The 20,779-nt window shown below is 73.6% G+C and carries 14 protein-coding genes; 8 read left to right on the top strand and 6 right to left on the bottom strand.

The features are described from left to right. Window positions 1–215 precede the first annotated feature (215 nt). From IE330_RS15520 to IE330_RS15530, 3 genes are all read left to right on the top strand, one after another. Complete coding sequence (locus tag IE330_RS15520) at window positions 216–1,268, top strand: alpha/beta fold hydrolase (RefSeq protein ID WP_190136590.1); 1,053 nt, start codon at window positions 216–218, stop codon at window positions 1,266–1,268. Window positions 1,269–1,424: 156 nt separating this feature from the next. Further along, window positions 1,425–1,913: a TetR/AcrR family transcriptional regulator gene (locus IE330_RS15525; protein WP_190136618.1), complete on the top strand. Its 489-nt coding sequence runs from the start codon at window positions 1,425–1,427 to the stop codon at window positions 1,911–1,913. 143 nt (window positions 1,914–2,056) lie between these two features. Further along, window positions 2,057–5,002, top strand: a complete 2,946-nt coding sequence (locus tag IE330_RS15530; RefSeq protein WP_190136619.1) for a helix-turn-helix transcriptional regulator — start codon at window positions 2,057–2,059, stop codon at window positions 5,000–5,002. A gap of 16 nt (window positions 5,003–5,018) precedes the next feature. Here IE330_RS15530 and IE330_RS15535 read toward each other — a convergent pair whose 3' ends face one another. Next, on the bottom strand, window positions 5,019–5,804 hold the full coding sequence (locus IE330_RS15535; RefSeq protein WP_190136591.1) for an alpha/beta hydrolase: 786 nt from the start codon (window positions 5,802–5,804) through the stop codon (window positions 5,019–5,021). A 307-nt stretch (window positions 5,805–6,111) separates the two neighbouring features. Between IE330_RS15535 and IE330_RS15540 the strand changes: the two genes are divergently transcribed. After that, a complete protein-coding gene (locus IE330_RS15540) occupies window positions 6,112–6,591 on the top strand; it encodes an SsgA family sporulation/cell division regulator (protein WP_190136592.1) in 480 nt (159 codons plus the stop codon). Window positions 6,592–6,697: 106 nt separating this feature from the next. Here IE330_RS15540 and IE330_RS15545 read toward each other — a convergent pair whose 3' ends face one another. Next, window positions 6,698–7,159 (bottom strand): cupin domain-containing protein, encoded by a 462-nt coding sequence (locus IE330_RS15545; RefSeq protein ID WP_190136593.1) that lies wholly within the window; start codon window positions 7,157–7,159, stop codon window positions 6,698–6,700. A gap of 54 nt (window positions 7,160–7,213) precedes the next feature. Continuing rightward, complete coding sequence (locus IE330_RS15550) at window positions 7,214–11,347, bottom strand: GDSL-type esterase/lipase family protein (RefSeq protein ID WP_190136594.1); 4,134 nt, start codon at window positions 11,345–11,347, stop codon at window positions 7,214–7,216. 583 nt (window positions 11,348–11,930) lie between these two features. Between IE330_RS15550 and IE330_RS15555 the strand changes: the two genes are divergently transcribed. The 4 genes from IE330_RS15555 to IE330_RS15570 all read left to right on the top strand — a co-directional run bounded on the left by IE330_RS15555 (window position 11,931) and on the right by IE330_RS15570 (window position 16,724). Next, window positions 11,931–13,565, top strand: a complete 1,635-nt coding sequence (locus IE330_RS15555) for an ABC-F family ATP-binding cassette domain-containing protein (RefSeq protein WP_190136595.1) — start codon at window positions 11,931–11,933, stop codon at window positions 13,563–13,565. A gap of 78 nt (window positions 13,566–13,643) precedes the next feature. Further along, window positions 13,644–15,296 carry an ABC-F family ATP-binding cassette domain-containing protein gene (locus IE330_RS15560; protein ID WP_190136596.1) on the top strand — a complete coding sequence of 551 codons (1,653 nt, stop codon included), beginning with the start codon at window positions 13,644–13,646 and terminating at the stop codon, window positions 15,294–15,296. A gap of 130 nt (window positions 15,297–15,426) precedes the next feature. Next, window positions 15,427–15,987 carry a CGNR zinc finger domain-containing protein gene (locus tag IE330_RS15565; RefSeq protein WP_190136597.1) on the top strand — a complete coding sequence of 187 codons (561 nt, stop codon included), beginning with the start codon at window positions 15,427–15,429 and terminating at the stop codon, window positions 15,985–15,987. A gap of 179 nt (window positions 15,988–16,166) precedes the next feature. Next, window positions 16,167–16,724 carry a hypothetical protein gene (locus IE330_RS15570; RefSeq protein ID WP_190136598.1) on the top strand — a complete coding sequence of 186 codons (558 nt, stop codon included), beginning with the start codon at window positions 16,167–16,169 and terminating at the stop codon, window positions 16,722–16,724. A gap of 116 nt (window positions 16,725–16,840) precedes the next feature. On the opposite strand, the gene dctA is transcribed toward IE330_RS15570, so the two are convergent. The 3 genes from dctA to IE330_RS15585 form a co-directional block, all read right to left on the bottom strand. Next, complete coding sequence (dctA, locus tag IE330_RS15575; protein WP_190136599.1) at window positions 16,841–18,232, bottom strand: C4-dicarboxylate transporter DctA; 1,392 nt, start codon at window positions 18,230–18,232, stop codon at window positions 16,841–16,843. Window positions 18,233–18,499: 267 nt separating this feature from the next. Then, the gene (locus IE330_RS15580; protein WP_190136600.1) at window positions 18,500–19,558 is read right to left on the bottom strand and encodes a tartrate dehydrogenase; all 1,059 of its coding nucleotides are present in this window, start codon (window positions 19,556–19,558) and stop codon (window positions 18,500–18,502) included. Window positions 19,559–19,715: 157 nt separating this feature from the next. Beyond that, entirely contained in the window at window positions 19,716–20,618 is a 903-nt protein-coding gene (locus tag IE330_RS15585) for a LysR family transcriptional regulator (RefSeq protein ID WP_190136601.1), read from the bottom strand. Window positions 20,619–20,779 lie beyond the last annotated feature (161 nt).

A 20,779-nucleotide genomic window follows, 5' to 3' on the forward strand; every position in this document is an offset into this window, starting at 1 on the left:
ACGCCCACTTCGTAAAGTCACTGCCTTGACCGGTGACGCATACGTGTGCAAGAGTCGGCGCGCGGCGGCCCCGGGCGGCCGCCGACGCACCACGGCGGCCCACCACGGCGGCGTAGGCACCGCCCCGACGCACCGCAGCGCGCACCGACGCGAATACACACGCACCGGAACCAGGCCCGAGCACGTCAACCGGACACGCACGACGGAGGCTTCAGATGATCGACAGGCGCACCTTCAGCAAGGCGTTGGGGCTCGGCACCGGAGCGGCGGCCCTCCCGCTGCCCGGTGCCGTGACGCAGGCCGCCGCGTCACCTCCCGCGCGCGCCGCGGTCACCGTGCCCGCCGTCACGCCCGGCACCCACACCGGTTTCACCACGGTGAGGCACGTGCGGGCAGGTGTGCTCGACATCGCCTACGCCGAGGCCGGTCCGGCGCACGGGCCGGTCGTCCTGTGCCTGCACGGCTGGCCGTACGACATCCACAGCTTCGTGGACGTGGCGCCGCTCCTGGCCGGTCTCGGCTACCGCGTCGTCGTTCCCTACCTGCGCGGACACGGCGGTACGCGGTTCCTCTCCCGCCGCACCCCGCGCACCGCCGAGCAGTCCGCGGTCGCCCTCGACATCGTCGCCCTGATGGACGCGCTCAGGATCGAGAAGGCGGTCCTCGCCGGTTTCGACTGGGGATCGCGGACCGCCGACGTCATCGCCGCCCTGTGGCCCGGCCGCGTCAAGGCCCTCGTCTCCACGGGCGGTTACCTCGTCACCGACGTCGAGGCGCAGCGCGAGCCCGCCCCCGCGGCCGTCGAGCACAACTGGTGGTACCAGTGGTACTTCGCCACCGAACGCGGCAAGAAGGCCATGGAGGACCCGGACCGCCGCGTCGCCCTGTGCCGCCACGTGTGGACCCTCACCTCCCCCACCTGGCACTTCGACGACGCGACGTTCGAGCGCACCGCCCGGGCCTTCCACAACCCGGACTACGCCGCCATCGTGCTCCACAACTACCGCTGGCGCATCGGCCTCGTCGGGACCCAGCCCCGCCACCGCCGCCACGAGGAGCGGCTCGCCGCGCGACCGGCCATCCACGTCCCGACCGTCACCCTCGACCCGGCCCTGGACCCCTTCACCCAGCCCGGCGACGGTGCGGCCTACCGCGACCGCTTCACCGGCCCCTACGATCACCGCACCGTCGCGGACGCCGGACACAACCTGCCGCAGGAGGCGCCCACCGTCTTCGCCCAGGCGGTGGTCGACGCCGACCGCCTCTGAGCCCGCAACAGCCGCCCCGGAGCCGCGGTACAGGGCCTACCCGCCACCCCCGTGTGGCGCTAGGCGCGCCATGCTCCCCACTGCGGGACTACACTCCGTGCGGTGAGAGCCGACGCAGCGCGCAACCTGGAAGCCGTCCTGACCACCGCGGCCCGCATGCTCGCCGCCGACCCCGGCGCGAGCATCGCGAGCATCGCCGCCGAGGCGGGCGTGGACCGGCGTACCGTCTACCGGCGCTTCGCCTCCCGCGAGGAACTGCTCTCCGCCATCTACGACGCCCGGCTCACCGCCGTCGAACAGGCCATTGCGGACGCGCGGTTGCGCGAGGCACCCGTCGCCGTCGCCCTGCACCGCTACGTCGAGAACGTCATCGCCGTCAACCGCACCTGGCCCGTCGACCTGAGCCGCATGCTCAGCGACGACACCGTCCGCCGTCGCAGGGACGTCTCGGTCCAGGAGGTCGACGCCTTCCTGCGGCGGGCCACCGAAGAGGGCCTGCTGCGCGACGACCTGCCCGAGGGGTGGGCGAGCGCGCTGCTGCCCCAGCTCATGCACCTGGTCTCGCGCCAACTGCCCGGACTCAGCCCCGGACAGGCGGCGGACACCGTCGTCGACACGCTGCTGCGCGGACTCGGGGCGCCCTGACGCGGCGACGACGGCAGGGGCCGGGCCCCTGACGCGGCGGCGTGGGCGGCCGTACGACATGCGAACGGACGGGTCGGCCGAGGGGCGCGACCGGATGGCTACGGCCGAGGGGGTGCGGGGTGGTGGAGTCAGTCGACGTGACGATGGTCGGCCGTGAGCGCGAGCGGACGGCCCTGGCCGACTTCGTGGCGGCGGACGGGGGCCGGGCCCTCGTGCTGCGGGGCGACGCGGGCGTGGGCAAGAGCGCGCTCCTGGACCACGTCGCCGCTCTCGCCGCCGGGCGGGGCCACCGCGTGCTGCGGGCGGCGGGCGTCGAGGCCGAGGCGGAGCTGCCGTTCGCCGGCCTGCACCAGTTCCTGTATCCGCTGCTGCCCTCCCTCGACCGCCTCGACGACAGGCACCGGCGGGTCTTCGACGTCGTCTTCGGCAGGAGCGAGGGACCGCCGCCCTCGGTCATGACCCTGGGCATCGCGGTCCTCGACCTGCTCGCCCTCGCGGCGTCGCACGAGCCGCTCCTGCTGGTGCTCGACGACGGCCAGTGGTTCGACACCTCCAGCACCGAGGTGTGCGGGTTCGTGGGGCGACGGCTCACCGGCAGCTCCGTCGGGCTCGTCGTCGGCCTGCGCGCCGAGGTGCCCTCCGGCTTCGACACGGCGGCGCTGCCCGAACTCCCCGTGGGCGGGCTGTCGGAGCGGGCGTCCGAACACCTCCTGGACCTGCGGAATCCCGAACTCGACCCCCGCACCCGCCGTCTGATCCTGGCCGAGGCCCAGGGCAATCCGCTGGCGCTGCTCGAACTGCCGCCCCACCTGCTGCGCGGCGGCCGGACGGCGGGCGGCCACAGCGCTGTCCCCGCGCACACCGGCGTACCGCTGCCCCAGCGGCTCCAGCAGATCTACGGGGCCCGTATCGCCGCCCTGAGCGGCACCGTACGGGCGGAGCTGCTGCGCGGCGCCCTGGACGGCGTCGGGGCGGGCGCGGCGGCCGGACACACCCGCGGGACGCGCTACCGCATGCGGGACGTCGACGCGGCGGCCGCGTACGGGCTCCTGGACATCGACCCGCTCAGCGGCGAGGTCGCCTTCCGGCACCCCCTGGTGCGGTCGGCGGTCGTCCAGCAGGCGACCCCGAACGAACGGCGCGCGGCCCACGCGGCCCTGGCCCACGTCCACCGCGAGGACGTGGAGCGGCGCGCGGTCCACCTGGCGGCCTCGACCGTCGACCCCGACGAGCAGGTCGCGGCCGCGCTGGAGGCGGCGGCCGACTCCGCGACCGTACGGGGCGGCTCGCTGGCCGCGGTCTCCTGGCTGACCCGCGCGGCGGAGCTGAGCGAGAGCCACGGCGAACGGTCTCGGAGGCTGGGCAGCGCGGCCTTCGTCGCCGGTCTCGCCGGCCTGCTGGACCGGGCGCAGCAACTGGTCCGCTCCGACGCCGTGTCGGGGACGGACGAGTCCCCGGCGTCGGTGGTCGCGGCCGCGTACGGCGCGTTCTACGAGGACGGGGACGTACGGTTCTCGCGGCAGCAGGTCGTGGCGGCGATCGAGGGCATCCGCGACGGCGGCACCCCCGCACCGGACCTCGGCACCTCCAGCGCGGGCGATGCGCGGGAGCCGCACGCCGGCGCCGAGCGCGACGCCGATCCCGACGCCGACCAGCCGCGCCCCACCACCGGGGACGCCAACACCCACGCACCGCACCCCGCAACCACCCGGGACACCACCGCCCACGCACCGCACCCCGCCGCCTCTCAAGACCGCCCCAGCCACCCGCGGGACGAGGTGCTCACCCGGCTGGTCAACCTGCTCCTGGCCATCAGCCAGTACGCGAGCGAGGCGGCGTCATGGGAGCGGACACACGCGCTGCTGGCCTCCCTGGGCGACCGGGTGACCGCGCACTCGCGCATCTACGAGGACGCCTGGGGCGACGTCGTTCTCCGCGGCACCGGCGTGCGCGAGCGGGTCGAGCGCGCCCTGGCCGACCTCCGCGGACGCGAACCGTGGGAGATCACCCGCCTGTGCGTCGCCGCCTACCACGTGGACGCCCTCGGCCCGTACCGGCGGCACCTCCAGCGCGTCGTCGACCGCGAGGTGGAGACCGGGGCCGTGGCGTCCGGCATGACCATGCTGCACCTCGTCATGCTCGACCAGATGGCGGCCGGTGAGTGGGACGACGCCGAGCGCACCGGGCGGCGCGGCCTGGAGCTGACCACCTCGCACCACCACGCGCTCTTCGCCCACCACACCCGCGCGTACCTCGGCCTGCTGGCCGCCCTGCGCGGCCGCACCGACCGCGCGCGGGAGCTGCAGGCCGCCGTCGAGGCCTGGGCCCGCCCCCGCGGCGTGGGGTTCCTGACCCAACTCGCCGACGCCATCGGCACCACCGCCGCCCTCACCGACGGCGACTACGAAGCCGCGTACCTGCACGCCATCGGCATCACACCCCCCGGCACCTTCACCCCGTACGCCCACCAGGCCCCGCGCACGCTCCTCGACCTCGTCGAAGCGGCCCTGCACACCGGCCGCACCGAACAGGCCCGGCGGCACGCGCTGGCCGCGCGCAGGGCCGGACTGCCCGCCGTCTCCCCCCGCCTCGCCCTCCTGACCTACGGCGCCCTCGCCATGACCGCCACCGACCTCGCCGAGGCCGACGCGATGTACCGCCGCGCCGAGACCCACCCCGCCGGCGCGGCCTTCCCGTTCGAGCTGGCCCGCATCCGCCTCGCCCACGGCGTCCGGCTCCGCCACACCCGGGGGCCCGGCGCCGCGCGCCCCGCCCTCACCCTCGCCGCCGACGCCTTCACGCGCCTCGGCACGCCGCCCTGGGCCGAGCGGGCCCGCGCCGAACTGCGGGCCGCCGGGGCGTCGGCCCCGGCCGCCCGCGCGCACCGCGCCCCCCTGACGTGGCAGGAGCGCAGGGTCGCGGAGCTGGCCGCGAGCGGCCTGACGAACAAGGAGATCGGCGCGCGCACGCACCTGTCACCGCGTACGGTCAGCTCCCACCTCTACCGCGTCTTCCCCAAGCTCGGCATCACCTCCCGGGCCGCGCTGCGCGACGCGCTGGGCAGGCTGCCCGAGGAGCGGAACCCGTGACGGCGGCCCGCCGCGCTCAGCGGGCCGGCGGACGGGCGCACACGCCCCGCCGGCTCAGCCAGCCGAGCACGTAGTCGGCGACGGAGCGCCAGCCGCTGTCGACGACGAGCGAGTGGGCCCGGTCCGGGAACTGCTTCAGGTCGGTCACCGCCGTCGTGTCCCCGTACTGCTTGAACACCGCGCGGGTGGCCGCGTCCGGTACGAGTCTGTCCTCCTGCCCCGAGACCAGCAGGAGCGGACCGCGCCGCGCGTTGCCGACGTCCGCCGCGGCGCGCGGACTGCGGACCGCTCCCCCGCACCCGAGGTCGGTGAAGAGCCGGGCCGGCGCCGGTACCACGTAGCGCTCGTGGAGGCGGCGGGACTCCTCCGCCCCGAGGGTGTTGGCGAAGACGTGGTGGAACCGTTCGGGCGACAGGCGCACCAGGGGTTCGCCGGGGCCTTCCGGGGCGGCGGGCGCGGGCAGCGGGACGCCGTTGACCGGGACGGGGGCGATGGCCACCGCGGCCCGGCCGACGTCGGCGGTGACGAGGTGCTGGGCGATCAGCCCGCCGACCGAGTGGCCGACGATGACCGGGGCGGTGTCGAAGGACCGCACGACGCGGGCGAAGTGCTCGGTGAGCGCGTCCAGGCCGACGCGGGCGAGCCGGTCCGGTGACGCACGCGCGTCCCGGGCGGTGGTCTCCCCGGGCCAGCCGGGCGCGCAGGCCGCGAACCCCCGGCTCTCGAAGCGCCGCACCCACGACTCCCAGGACAGCGCGTGCAGCCACGCGCCGTTGATGAACACGACGGGAGTACGTTCCACGACTGGCTCCTCCGAGCATGGCGACCGTCCGCACCGGCACAGCGGCGACCGCTCCAGCATCGTGCGGGCGCGGTCCGGGCACGACAGTCGAATGACGTAATGCCCCGGCCGCCGGCACACGGCCCGGGCCGCCCGGGAGGGGCGGACGGGACGAAAAGCACCGACATGTCCCTCGGTGGACCGCCCCCGTCCGCCGGGGGCCGGCCGCGACGGTCGGACACCGACCGTCAACTTACTCAGGCGTGCGGCGCGGCGGGCGGCGAGAGTGGGCCGGTCAGCTTCCGCCAGCGGGAAGGAACCACGCGTCATGAGCGGCCCCAGCGGCTCCCGGCCGGACGTATCGGCCGGCCGAACGGTACGGCGCGGTCGTCCGCGGCTGACCCTGGACATCGAGCGGGTGCTGGGCGCCACCCAGCGCCAGGCGATCAGCGCGGAGTTCCGGTTCGACCCGGGTTCCCCGTTGGTCGTGTGCGCGCGGTTCGGCATCGAGGGCGGCCCGCGTGTCCTGTGGCGCATCGGACGTGACCTGCTGCGGCAGGGGCTGTCCTCGGGAAGCGGGCACGGCGACGTCCGGATCCGGCCGACGGGCCGCGAGGACCGGGCGACCGCCTGGCTCCTGCTCGCCTCCGGCGACATGGCGGCGGTGTTCGAACTGCCGGTACCCCCGCTGGCGGAGTGGCTCGAGCACACCTACGCGCTCGTCCCCGCCGGTCACGAGCTGCACGGAGTGGACTGGGACGCCACCGCCGCGGACCTCCTGGACGGCCCGCGCACGCGCTCCGACTGACCCCGGACCGTTCCGGAGGGACTCGGCCGACCGCGCGCCCCCACCTGCGTGCCTGCCCGTGCCGCCGGGCGCACCCGCTTCCAGGGGTGCGCCCGGCGGTGTCGTCCTAGTAGGTGGTCACGAGGGGCTTGGTCTCGTCGACGACGTAGGTGGAGAGCATCATCGTCGTCACCCGGCCGACGTTGCGGGCGTTGTGGATGGTGTCGGCCGGTATGAAGAACGGGTCCCCGCTGCGCAGGCGCAGGGGCGGCCGGTCGTCGAACTCCATCAGGACGTCACCGCGGATGATGTAACCCACCTCGACGCCGGGGTGGCTGTGCCGCCCGGACTCCTTGCACCGGGGGATCTGCACCAGCGTCTGCACGGCCTTCCACCCCTTGGCGGGCGAGGGGTGCTCCTGGAGCAGCGTGCGGGTGACCCCCGAGGTCGGGTCGGAGTCCTCGGCGGGACGGGCGGTGGGGCCAGGGGCGGACTCCGCGGCGACGGCGCTGTCCGCCAGGGCGGCGGCGCCGAGGGCACCGGCCGCGGCGGCACCGCTGCTCCGCAGGAGAAGGCGTCGGTCGATCATCGTGTGTCTCCTCATCGTCGGGGGGCCGGGCGTGCACGGCCCGGGAAGCGGGGTTCAGGAGTGGTAGTCGCGCAGGAACAGTGAGGAACCGGGGTCCGTCCTGGTGGCGTTGACGCCGTCCCCGTGGCTGTAGTCGTTGCGCTCGTTGTCCGCCCAGTCCTGGATGGGGCCGCTCCCGGTCCGCAGGTGCTGGAAGGCGCTCGCGTCCCCGTCGGCGGACCCGAACTGGTACACCCTGGAGGTGTCGGCGTAGGGCCGGTACGGCTCGTAGGGTCCTCCTGGAGCCGTCTGTTTCGCCAGGGTGTTGCGGAAGAAGACGTTCTGCGGGCCGCTGGAGCCGGACCAGCCGATGCCCTTGCTGCCGGCGGCCCAGTAGACGGGCCACCAGGTGCCCTTGTCGCCGTTCCCGCCCTCGCCGCCGCAGTTGGTCTCGCACTCGCTGGAGGAGTGGTTGTGGGGCACGCGCACCGTGTTGTTCTCGAACAGGTTGCGGCGCTCCCAGCCGCCGTGCAGGTTCAGGTCGGAGTCGAAGTCGTTGCCGAGGGCGACGTTGCCGGAGGCCGACCACTGGAAGGTGAAGTGCCGCAGGTTGCGGCTGGTGTTGAAGGCGTACAGCGAGTCCCAGACGCGGGAGCCGCGCAGGTAGCCGTTGCCGCCCTTGCCCTTGTTCCAGGAGCCGTCGAAGACGTTGCGCTCGATCTGGATGTTCCTGGCCGTCTCGGTGACGACCGGGTGCGAGCCGACCATGTCCGCGCGCACCCCGCGCACCCAGGAGTCGGTCGCCCATTTGAAGACGATGCCGTGCATGGCGTACTCGGGTGCCATGTTGCCGTAGTTGTGCACCGCTTGCGCGGGGGTGAGCCGGTACGTGCCGCCGTCGAACTTGGGCAGTCCGTTCACGTCCTGGGTGAAGGAGAAGTCCTCGAACCCCACGTCGGTGATCGTCTTCAGGGCCGTGACCTTGCTGGCGTAGGGCTTGCCGCCGACGCCGAGCGGCGGGGAGCCGTCGGAGGTGGAGTCGACCGGGACGTCGAACTCCAGCGGCTTGTCGATCGTGACGGTGTGCTCGGCGGCGTCCACGGAGGTGATGGTGAACATCTGCTGGCGCATGTGCAGGTTCTCCAGCCTGCCGTCGTCGGCCGCCGCTCCGGCGACCTGCTGCGCCTGGTAGAACTTCAGGCTGTTGGCCGCGCCCACCCACAGGTCGCCGCCGGGCTTGAAGTCCTCCATCTTCGCCTTGGTGTTGAGCTGGATGGTCCGGTCGCCCCGGCGTGCCGCGTAGTCGGCGTCGCCCGAGGCGCCGGCCACGGCGACTCCCGACTCCCAGTGCTGGTTGACGGAGCCCTCGAAGAGGTCGCGGCGGTTCTCCGGGATCTTGTCGGGGTAGCCGCAGATCTTGTGGTACTTCTCGGCGACCTCCCGGGTCTGCACCCGGAACAGTCCGCGCCCCGGCCAGATCCAGCCGCCCGTGCCGACGTTGTTGCCCGTCGTGAACGCGCACTTGTGGGTCATGGCGCCCTGGTTCCAGCGCTCGCCCTTCTCCGTCAGCTTGTCGTAGCGGGTGTTCTCGTCGGGGCGGAAGACGATCCGTGAGCCGTTCGCCGGGTCCGAGCCCTGTCCCCGGATCACCAGGTGGGAGGCGTCGACGGCTAGCTGCTTGCTGACGTCGAGCACACCCTTGGGCAGTTCGATCACCGACAGCTTCCCGGGGTGCGCGCCGGGCGTGCAGGAGGTGCGGATCTGGTCGATGGCGCGCTGCAGACCGGCGGTGTCGTCCTGTCCGTCGTCGGGCCGCACCGCGAACTTCTGCTCCAGCGCGGACGGGGTGAGGTGGCAGGTGGGGTCGGGGTTGCGGGCGGCGGCGCCGGGCAGCGGCTCCCCGGCGCGGTAGCCGGCCCGGCTCCAGTCGGGCAGCCCGGCGACGGGGGCGCGCCGGTTGCTCCTGCTCAGCACTGTCGTGGTGTCCACGGTCCCGTCGACGTCCCCGGGCGCGGCGGACGCCTTGCCCGCGCAGGACGAGACCACCGGGGAGTCGCCGAGCCGCTCCGCGATCTTCGTCAGGCAGGCGGCCAGGGCACGCTGACCGTAGTGGTTGGGGTGCACGGCTTCCTGCTGGTTGCCCTGGGCCTGCCACGGCAGGTCCTTGAGGCCTTCGACCACGTACGGCACCCAGCGCACCCACTCGGCGTGCTCGGCGCCGAGCGGCGACGAGAGCGTGTGGCTCTTGCCGGCCTGCCGCGTCGTCCTGCTGCACAGCTCGTGTCCGGCGAACGCGTCCTGGAGGTCCAGGAAGGAGACCCCGGCCTCGTCGGCGGCGCCGCGCAGCATGGCGCTGATGCGCGGCACCACGGAGGAGTGCGCCCAGTCGCTGTCCGCGTCCAGGAAGGGACAGCCGCCGCTCAGGTACCGGCTGTAGTTCGCGGGCGGCACGGGCGCGTTCTCCGGGTCGCGGTAGTCGCGGCCCAGGGGCAGGGGGTTCGGGTAGGACTGGAGCACGATCTGGTACGTGCCGTCCTCCTGGCCCGCCTCGCGCAGCGTCGCGCGGATGGCCTCGACCGTCCGCACCACCTTGGCCCGCACCGGGCCGAGGCCGTCGGCGAACTCCTTCTCCTTGGCTCCGCGGCACCCCTTGTTGAACAGTGACGGGGAGAAGTACGCCTTGACGCAGTCCTGGAGGATGTCGGCGAACTTCAGGTCGTTGCCGCCGACCGAGAGGACGACGAGCCGTACGTCGTTGTCCCGCGCGATGTCCCGCAGGTCCTCGACCTGCGGCCGCTGCCCCTTGTACCCGGTCGTGGTGACGTTGTCCGTCGTCGCGCCGGAGCAGGCGATGTTGAACCGCCGCTCCCCCGGTACGTCCTCGTACCGCAGGCCCTTGATCTCGGCGGAGTCCGACCGGTCGCAGGCGCTGCCGCCCTTGTCGTACGACGTGTCGCCGTAGACCTTGGCCGGGTCGTGGTCGCAGACGCTCTCCTCGCCGTTGCAGTTCACCGCGGCCCGGTCGGTGCCCCATGCCGAGCCGGTCGCGGAGGCGGGGGCGTTGCCGGCCCAGCGTCCGCCCTCGCCGGAGATGTAGCTGTCGCCCATGGAGACGACGGCGGGGGGTGGGCCGCAGGCGTCCCCGGCGGCCCGTGCGACGCGCGCCGTCTTCGGGTTGTAGGTGGTCGCGTAGGAGAACTTCCACGAGGTGTTGCAGTTGGCGCCGCCCACCGGGGCGAACCGCACGGGCCAGTGGTCGGATTCGCCCCTCTGCTCGCTCCGCGTGACCACGAGGTTCTCGAGCTGATCACTGGCGATCATGTAGTCGAGCGCGTAGTGGGACTGCTGCGTCTCGGCGGGCGGGCCGCCCGGCTTCCCGTCCTGCGCCGCGTAGAACGTATGGGGGAACTGGCTCCGGCTGGTGCCGGCCAGGCTGTTGAAGTCGCCCAGGGCCCGCCACCGCTTGCCGGTCATCTGCCGGGTGATCGTGTCGATCAGGGCCGTGGTGTGCGGGTTGGGCTTGTTGTTGGTGCGGATCGACGCGGCGTGGATGTTGAAGTACCAGGTGCCGCCGACCTCCACGCCGAACGCGGGGCGGGACCTGATCCACTTGTTCTTCGCGTCCTCGGCCGGGAAGATCTTGACGCGGGCCCGGAGGTCGCCGAGGTCCTTGGGCACCTTGCGCAGCCATATCGCCATGGACTTCGCACTGTTGCGCGTCGGAGCCGGCTTCGTGGGGTCACCCTCGTCCTTCTCCTCCTCGTCGTCGGGGTCGGTGCCGGGAGTGCTGCCCGGAGCGGTCGTCCCGGGGTCGGCGCCCCAGGCCGGCTTGTCCAGGATCTTCAGGTAGAGCAGGACCCCGTCCGGCTGCCGTGAACCCTGCCCGCCCCACTCCTTCGCGTACAGCCGGTACTTCAGGCTGGGATAGCCCCCGGGTGTCTTCGTGGTGTCGTCGAGGTTGTCGGTGATCAGCCTGGCCTTGTCCGTGAAGGCCTCCACGTTCTTCGCTGGGGGTGTCGTGGCTTCCTGGAGGGCCACGACGTCGGCGTTGGGGACCAGCTTCGTCCTCACGTCGTGCCACGAGGTGCCGCCCTGCATGTTGAACGTGACGGCCGATTCGCCGACGGGTTCGAGTGCCTGTGCCGCCACAGCGGGCGTGAACAGCGTGACGAGCGACGCCAGCAGGGCCACGCAGAGGATCTGCGCCACGGCGCCCGTCCGCCAGCGGTTCGGTCTGTGCCGGGACCCTCGTCCCGGCGTGCGTATGGACAACTGTCTGTCTCACTTCCTGTGGTGGGGCGAGCGCCGCGGAGGGGCGCGCGGAGGGCGCGCACGTCGGCCCGGCGTACATGCCGTCGGCCGGACATCAGATCACACGTGTGAGTGTGTCGCGTCCCTGCGAACGCGTGACCAGTTCAGTGGGTGACGATGCTGGCACGGGTTTCCACGGCCCGTCAACGCGCATCGGCGCGACCGCACATGGTTCGGCCATTGTTCGAAACGTGTCGTGTAACCGCTCCCCCTGAGTTCTCGACACCTGACTGCCGCTCCCCGCCGTCCGCACCGGCCCGGCCGCGAGACACCTGCTACGCTGTCCGGGACCTGATCCCTTTGATCGAGGAGTCGCAGACGTGGTGGGTGAAGACGACATCTCCGGGTGAGATCCGGATGTGACCGGCCGTCGGACGGTGCTGCCGAAGCACCGCCGCCGTGGCCGCCTTCGTCGTACCCCTTTCCCCGCACGCTGCCAGGGCAGAGCTCTGTCTGCCCGCGATCTCCCGAGGTCACCTCCATGTCCGACGCCGCTGTCGTCTGCTCGCACGTCTCCTTCGCCTGGCCCGACGACACTCCCGTCTTCGACGACCTGTCCTTCACCGTGACCACCGGCCGTACCGGCCTGGTCGCCCCCAACGGTGCCGGAAAGAGCACCCTGCTCAAGCTGATCACCGGCGAACTCACGCCCGCCACCGGCTCGGTGACGGTCAGCGGCACCCTCGGCCACCTCCCGCAGAGCCTGCCCCTGACCGGCGACCTCACGGTCGCCGAGGTGCTCGGTGTCGCCGCGGTGATCCGCGCCCTCGACGCCGTCGAGTCCGGCGACGTGAGCGAGGAGCACTTCGCCACCATCGGCGACGACTGGGACATCGAGGAGCGCACCCGCGCCCAGCTCGACCGCCTCGGCCTGGGCGCTCTCGCCCTGGACCGCCGCCTGGCCACGCTCAGCGGGGGCCAGGTCGTCTCCCTCGGCCTCGCCGCCCAGTTGCTCAAGCGCCCCGACGTGCTGCTGCTCGACGAGCCGACCAACAACCTGGACCTGGCGGCCAGGCACCGGCTCTACGACGTCCTGGCGGACTTCCACGGCTGTCTGCTGCTGGTCAGCCACGACCGCGCGCTGCTCGACCGCATGGACCGCGTCGCCGAGCTGCGCGGCGACGAACTGCGCCTGTACGGCGGCAATTTCACCGCGTACGAGGAGGCCGTACGGGCCGAGCGGGAGGCCGCCGAGAAGAACGTACGCAGCGCCGAACAGGAGCTGAAGCGCGAGAAGCGGGAGCTGCAGCAGGCCCGCGAGCGCGCCGAACGCCGCCAGAGCAACGCCGCCCGCAACCTCAAGAACGCCGGTCTGCCCCGCATCTTCGCCGGGAACATGAAGCGCGGAGCGCAGGAGTCGGCGGGCAGGTCCGGGCAGGTGCACGCGGCCCGGGTCAGCGAGGCCAAGGCCCGGCTCGACGAAGCCGGGCGCGCGCTGCGCGACGAGCAGCGCATCACCCTGGAGCTGCCCGACACCGAGGTGCCCGCCGGGCGCACCCTCTTCCTCGGCGAGGGGATGCAGGTTCACCACGCGGGCCGGCCGGTGTTCGCCGACGGCGGCGTCGGTCTGCACGTCCGAGGGCCCGAACGCATCGCGCTGACCGGGCCCAACGGCGCGGGCAAGACCACCCTGCTGCGGCTGGTCAACGGTGACCTCGCCCCCGACGGCGGCGGGATCAGGCGCGGCGAGGGCCGCGTCGCGTATCTCTCGCAGCGCCTCGACCTGCTCGACCTGGACCGCACCGTGGCGGAGAACTTCGCCGCGTTCGCCCCCGAGCGGCCGGAGGCGGAGCGGATGAACCTGCTCGCCCGCTTCCTCTTCCGGGGGCCGCGGGCGCACCTCCCCGTCGGGGTGCTCTCCGGCGGCGAGCGGCTGCGCGCCACCCTGGCCTGCGTCCTGTGCGCCGAACCGGCGCCGCACCTGCTCCTGCTCGACGAGCCGACCAACAACCTGGACCTGGTCAGCGCGGGCCAGTTGGAGAGCGCGCTGCACTCCTACCGGGGCGCCTTCATCGTGATCAGCCACGACGAACGGTTCCTCGCCGAGATCGGGGTGAACCGCTGGCTGCGGCTCGCCGACGGGGTGCTCGAGGAGACCGGCGCCCCCGAGGTGTGAGCCGCACGTGTGCCGTGGCCCGCGCCGAGGCCGTGCGCCCGGCGGGCCGTCCACCGCCCACACCTGAACGGATGTTCCGTGCCCCAGCCCGCTCTGCTCGCCCATGACGTCGTCCGTGACCTCGGCGGCCGACGTGTCCTCGACGGCGTCTCCCTGACCGCGGCCCCCGGCCGCCGCATCGGTCTGATCGGGGAGAACGGCGTCGGCAAGTCCACCTTGCTCCGGGTCCTCGCCGGTGTCGACGAACCCGACGCGGGGACCGTGTCGCGCCCACGCGACCTCGGTTTCCTGCACCAGGAGACACCGTTCGACGCCGGTGCCACCCTCGCCGAGGTGCTCGACCAGGCGCTGCGTGAGGCCCGCGAGGACCTCGCGGAGCTCGAACGGCTCGGCGAGGAACTCGCCCGCGTCCCCGAGGGCTCCGCCCGTCACCAGGAACTCCTCGCCGCGTACGGCGGCCGCCTGGAGCAGGCCCAGGACCGCGAGGCCTGGGACGCCGACCGCCGCGCCGCGCTGGCCCTCGACGGGCTCGGCCTGGCGGGGCTGGGGCACGACCGTACGCTCGGCTCGCTCTCCGGCGGGCAGCGCGGCAGGCTCGCCCTGGCCGCGCTGCTCGTCCGGCGGCCGACGGCCCTGCTGCTCGACGAGCCGACCAACCACCTCGACGACGACGCCGCGGCCTTCCTGGAGCAGCGGCTCCGGGAGCTGCCCGGCACCGTGATGGCCGCCAGCCACGACCGGGCGTTCCTCGACGCCGTCTGCACCGATCTGGTCGACCTCGACCCGGCGGTGGGAGGACCGGTCCGCCACGGCGGCGGCTACAGCGCCTACGTGGCCCACCGGCGCGCCGAGCGGGACCGCTGGGAGCGCCGGTACGCCGAGGAGCAGGAGCAGCTCGACGCCCTGCGGCACGCGGCGGGCGTGACCGCGCACCGGGTCGCGCCGGACCGGGGGCGGAGCGACAACGAGAAGATGGGCTACGGCCACCGGGCGGGCCGGGTGCAGAGCCAGGTCTCCCGCCGGGTGCGCGACGCCGCTCGCCGCCTCGAGGAGCTGGAGCGGACGCGGGTCGCCGAGCCTCCCGCACCGCTGCGGTTCGCGGTCGCCGCACCGGCCGCCGCGGCGGATGAGGGCCCGGGGCCCCTGGTCTCCTTGCGGGACGTACGGGTGCCGGGCCGGCTCGCACTGCCGGACCTGGAGGTGGCGGCGGACGACCGGCTGCTGGTCACGGGAGCCAACGGCGCGGGCAAGTCGACGCTCCTCACCGTGCTCGCCGGGCGGCTCGACGCCGAGGGCGAGGTGCGCGGGCGGGCCGGCCTGACGGTGGGGCTGCTCGCCCAGGACACCGTGTTCGACAGGCCCGAGCGCACGGTCGTCGACACCTACGCGCTGACGCTGGGCCCGGAGGTGGCCGAGAGGGTGCCGCTGAGCTCGCTCGGTCTGCTGCACCGGACGGACCTGGACACGCCTGTCGGCCGTCTGTCCGTGGGGCAGCGGCGGCGGCTCGCCCTGGCGCTGCTGATGGCCCGCCCGCCCCACCTCCTGTTGCTCGACGAGCCCACCAACCACCTCTCCCCACTCCTGTGCGACGAGCTGGAGGAGGCCCTCGGCCCGGGCCCGGGCGCGGTCGTCGTCGCGAGCCACGACCGCTGGCTGCGCCGGCGGTGGCAGGGCCGCGAGCTCCGCCTGGAGCGGCGGGCGGACGAGGTGGCGGCGCGCCGGCGGCCCTGACCGGACGGGGCGCCGGGGCGTCCGGCAGCCGCGCACCGGCTGGTGGCGCGTAGCCGGCGGGCCGGGTCCGGGGGCCCGGGCCGCCGGTCGATCATTGCGGCTCCCGGCAGTCACCTGTCAGGATGGTGATGTGAACCTCGACCATGTATTCGTATGCGGACACCCGGCTCTCGACTTCGCGGCGACGCTCCGGGCGCGGCGCACGGTGCGGTTCGAGATGTTCGTGTCGCCGGAGCGGCTGAATGCCTGGTACCTGGAGTCCGGTCTGGTGGACACCATCACGCCCGGCGACGAGGAGGACGTCCGGGCGGCGCGGACCGTGCGGGAGGCCGTCTACCGGCTCGTCACCAACCGCCGCCTCGGCGAACCCTTCGACCGCGAGGCCCTCGCCGTGCTGAACGGCGCCGCCCGCGGCACGCCCGTGACGCCGCAGCTCACCTTGGCCGGGCGGCACAACGAGGCGACGCCCGCACAGGCCCTGGCGACCGTCGCCCGCCAGGCCGTCGAACTGCTCAGCGGTCCGGACGTCCCCCTGTTGAAGGAGTGCGGCAACCCGGAGTGCACGCGGATCTACATCGACCGCTCCCGCGGCATGCGGCGCCAGTGGTGCGGGATGGAGTCCTGCGGCAACAAGATCAAGGCCGCCGCCTACCGCGCACGGAAGAGGACCGCGCCCGCCGCGCGGACCTGAGCGGCCCGCGGAGCCGGGGCGACGCGACTGTTCACACGTCCCCCGCCCGCCAGCTCGGTCCCCGGCGCGGTCACATGTATGCACTGGGACACATGTGCGCCTATGGTGAAAGGTGTACGCGCTCGGCGCCTCGGCGTGAGTACCATGCGCAGCACCGTCCATCAAGGGAGTGCAGGGTTGTGAGCAGCCAGTCAGCGGCCAGGCTCCGGTCGCGGTACGTGGAGCAGGTCGCGTCGGACCTGGAGGAGAACCGCAGGCGTCAGGAGGAGCTGGCGAAGAGGATCGACATCCTCAAGCAGGAGGAGACCCTGCTGACGGACATCCTCGAACTCGCCGAGCGCTACGAGGGTTTCGCGGACACCTCGCGCCTGCCGGAGCAGGCCCAGGACGAGCCCGCGCGCACCCGGGCGCAACGGGACGGCGATGCCGCGCCGGCCACCCGGCGCACGCCACCGAGCACACCGGCTCCCGCCAAGGCCGCCGCGAAGCCCGCGACGAGGACCGGCGCGCAGGGCGCGTCGCGCGGACCGCTGCTCGGCGACCTCCTGACGGAGCTGCTCGCCGGCCACGACACACCGCGCGCGGCGAAGGACCTGCGGGACGAACTCATGACCAAGCACCCGAGCCGCAGGCCGACACCGCAGGTGGTGCGGAACACCCTCGAATCCCTGGTGGCCAAGGGCCGCATCCAGCGCCACAAGCAGCGGCGTTCGGTTCTGTACACCCTTGTGCGGTAGGACGGCGCCGGCCGGAACACCCGCGGGCCGGGGACGCGGGGTCCGTACCCGCACGCCGATACGTGTGCGCCGGGGCGGTGGCGGCGGGAGCTCGCGCCGGCCTGCGACATCGCGGGTCACGTGCCTGCCTGTTTGAGGTCTTCCTGGGGTTCGTCCTGCTCGGAGCGCGGGCGCACCTGGAGGCGGGGCCAAGGACGGCGAGGGCGAGGCGGGCGGGCGCGCAAGGTCTCGTTGACGTGGGTGGCGTCGAGGGCGTTCTCCCAGCGGGCGACGACGAGGGTGGCGACGCTGTTGCCCGCGAGGTTGGTCAGGGCGCGGCACTCGGACATGAACTTGTCGACGCCGAAGACGAGCATGATGCCCGCGGCGGGGACGGTGCCGACGGTGGAGAGGGTGGCGGCCAGGGCGATGAAGCCCGCTCCGGTGACGCCGCCCGACCCTTTCGAGGTGAGGATCATGACGGCCAGCAGGCCGAGTTGCTGGCCGAGGGAGAGCGGGGTGTCGGTGGCCTGGGCGATGTAGACGGCGGCGAGGGAGAGGTAGAGGGAGCTGCCGTCGAGGTTGAAGGAGTAGCCGGTGGGGACGGTGAGCCGGACGATGTCGCGGCGGATGCCGAGCCCTTCGAGCTTCACCATCAGGCGGGGCAGCGCGCTCTCGGACGACGAGGTGCCGAGGACCAGGACGAACTCCTCGCGCAGATGGCCGAGCAGCCGGAAGATGTTGATGCGCAGGGCCGCGGTCACGCCGCCGAGGACGACCACGACGAAGAACGCGGACGTGCCGTAGAACAGCCCGACGAGCCGGCCCAGGCTGGTGAGGGTGGAGATCCCGTACCGGCCGACGGTGTACGCCATGGCGCCGAAGGCGCCGACGGGGGCGGCCAGCATCACCAGGTGCAGCACCTGGAAGACCACGGCGGTGAGCCGCTGGACGCCGTCGACGAGCGGTTCGCCGAGGGGGCCGACGGCCTTCAGGGCGATGCCGAAGAGCACCGAGAGGAAGATGACCTGGAGGATGTCGCCCTCGGCGAAGGCGCCGACGGCGCTGGTGGGCACGGCGTCGGTGAGGAAGTGCCACCAGCCCTGATTCTCGCCGTCCTTGACGTACTGTCCGGCGTCGCCCTCCAGGCGGAGGTCCGCGGGGTCCGCGTGGACACCGGCGCCGGGCCGGAAGACGTTCACGGCGATCAGCCCGAGGAGCAGCGCGGCCAGGGTGCCGGCCTGGAAGTAGAGCAGGGACTTCAGGCCGACGCGGCCGACCCGGCCGAGGCTGTCGACACCGCCGATGCCCGCCACGACGGTCAGGAAGACGATCGGCGTGATGAGCATCTTGATCGCGGCGACGAAGGTGGTGCCGACCGGTTCCAGGGCGGCACCGGCCGAGGGCCACAGCCAGCCGGTGAGCACCCCGGCGACGATGGCGGCCAGGACCTGGACGTAGAGCTGTCGGTACCAGCGCTTCCGGCCGGTTCCGGCCCCGGAGGGTGCGGGAGGTGCGGGTGCTGCCATGGCGTTTCTCCTCGTCGGGGGAACGGGGCACGGCCGGGAAGAGGGAGGCGCGGGCCCCGGCCCGAGGAGGCGCGGGCCCCTGGCCTGAGGAGGCGCGAGCCTCCGCCTGAGGAGGCGCGGACCTTAGCCGAGGGCGCATGCCTCCGCCGAGAGCGCGGGCCTCCGCCTGGAGCGCGGGCCTCCGCCGAGGGCGCGTACCTCCCCCGAGGGGCGCGGCATGCAGCCGGGCCGGGCGCGGAGAGCGGTGGCGCCCCGACCGCCCGGCGCTCAGAGCAGCCCGAGCAGGGTCTCCGTGAAGTCGGCGGTGGTGGCGGTGCCCCCCAGGTCCCGGGTGCGGACGTCCGTCTTGGCCAGGACGGTGGCGATCGCGTCGGTGACGTCCTTGGCGGCGGCCGGGTGACCGAGGTGGTCGAGCATCAGCGCCGCGGACCAGATCGCGCCGATCGGGTTGGCGACGCCCTGCCCGGCGATGTCGGGCGCGGAGCCGTGCACCGGCTCGAACATCGAGGGGAACTCCCGCTCGGGGTTGAGGTTGGCCGCCGGGGCGATGCCGATGGACCCGGCCACGGCGGCGGCGAGGTCGCTGAGGATGTCGCCGAAGAGGTTGGAGGCGACCACGACGTCGAAGCCGGCCGGGTCGAGGACGAACTTCGCCGCGAGGGCGTCGATGTGCTCCTGGTCCCAGTCGACCCCCGGGAAGCGCGCCGCCCGCGCGGCGACGAGCTCGTCCCAGAACGGCATGGTGTGCACGATGCCGTTCGACTTCGTCGCGGAGGTCAGCCGGCCGCCGCGGCGCGCGGCGAGCCGGAAGGCGTAGTCCAGGACGCGGGTGACGCCGGTCCGCGTGAACACGGCTTCCTGGACGGCCATCTCCTCCGGCGACCCGCTGTGCAGCCGTCCGCCGGACTGGCTGTACTCGCCCTCCACGTTCTCCCGGACCACGACGAGGTCGACCTCGCCGGGCCGCGCGCCCCGCACCGGGCTTTCGACGCCGTCGAAGACGCGGATGGGCCGGAGGTTGACGTACTGCCGGAAGCCGCGGCGGATCGGGATCAGCAGCCCCCACAGCGAGACGTGGTCGGGCACGCCGGGGTGCCCCACCGCACCCAGCAGGATGGCGTCCTTGTCGCGGAGCTGGTCGAGGCCGTCCGCGGGCATCATGGCGCCCTCGCGCAGATGGCGCTCGCACGACCAGTCGTCGTAGGAGGTGTACGACAGGCTGAAGCCGTGCCGGGGGCCGAGGCGGTCGAGCACCCGCCGCGCGGCGGGGAGCACTTCGGGGCCGATGCCGTCGCCGGGTATCAGGGCGATGCGGTGGTTCGTCATGCCGTCGATTGCAGCAACGCGCCGGTGGCGGCGTCCAAGACGGAAAGCGGATCTGCCTGATAGGGCCCGGCTATCAGCGGGTACGTCCCCACTGCCGGGGCGTGCCCCGCACGGGCGGACGGCGGGCACGGGCCGCGCCCCTCAGCCCCTTCGCGCCCTACGGCCGCCCCGCTCCCTCAGCGCGCTCCCACTCCCCGGCCACCGACCAGAACGCGGCAGCCGCCGGGGACAGCCCGCCGCGGCGGCTCACCAGGGCCACGTGCAGCGCGGTCGCGGGTTCGATGTCGAGGACCCGGGCCCCGGTGTGCCGGGCGGTCTCGCGCCAGGACTCCGTGACGACCGCGAGCCCGACCCCGGCGAGGACCAGCGGCAGCAGCGACACCCGGTGCTCCGTCTCGGCCGCGACGGTGAAGTCGACGCCCCGGTCCCGCAGGGCGTCGACGTAGGCCCGCATCCCCGTCCCGGGCTGTCCCACGATGAGGCGCTGTCCCGTCAGCTCCTCGCAGGCGACGGAGTCGCGGCCTGCGAAGGGACCGCCGGGCGGCACCACCAGGACGAAGCGCTGCTCGCCCAGCGGGTGGGCGGTGACCTCCCTGTCCGGTACGGGCTCCGCCGAGGCGAGCAGGCCCAGTTCCACGGCCCCGGTCCGCACCGCGTCGATCACGTCGCGCGCGGTGAAGACCGCCTTGACCGCCACCGTGACGCCGGGGTACCGCCCGCTGAAGGCCCGGATCAGGGTGGTGAGCGGCTCCACCGCCTGCGACGGCATCGACGCGACGTCCAGGCGCCCCTCGCGCAGCTCGCGCACCGCCGCCACGCTCGCCCGCGCGGTCCCGAGGCTCCGTACGGCCGCGCGGGCGGGCTCGATCAGCGCCCGCCCCGCCTCCGTCAGCACCGCCCGGCGGCCGACGCGGTGGAACAGCTCCGCCCCCAGGTCGCGCTCCAGCGCCCGTACGGCCTGGGACAGCGACGGCTGCGACACGTACAGCGCCGAGGCGGCCCGGTGGAAGCCGCCGCGGTCGACGATCGCCAGGAAGTACTCCAACTGCCGGACGTCCATGGTCCTCCTCCCCGGCCCGGGCCCCGCTCCGCCGCGGGCGCCGTCGTACACCGGCCCGCCGGCCCGGCCGGTGTACGACGGTACGTGCCGCGCGGGCCTCACCTGCCGCACGGCGCCTGTACACGCGGCCCTGGCGTGCCGGGGCCGCGCGGTCCCCGCTC

Source organism: Streptomyces longispororuber, assembly GCF_014656095.1.
In the GTDB taxonomy this organism is placed as follows: Bacteria; Actinomycetota; Actinomycetes; order Streptomycetales; family Streptomycetaceae; genus Streptomyces; species Streptomyces longispororuber.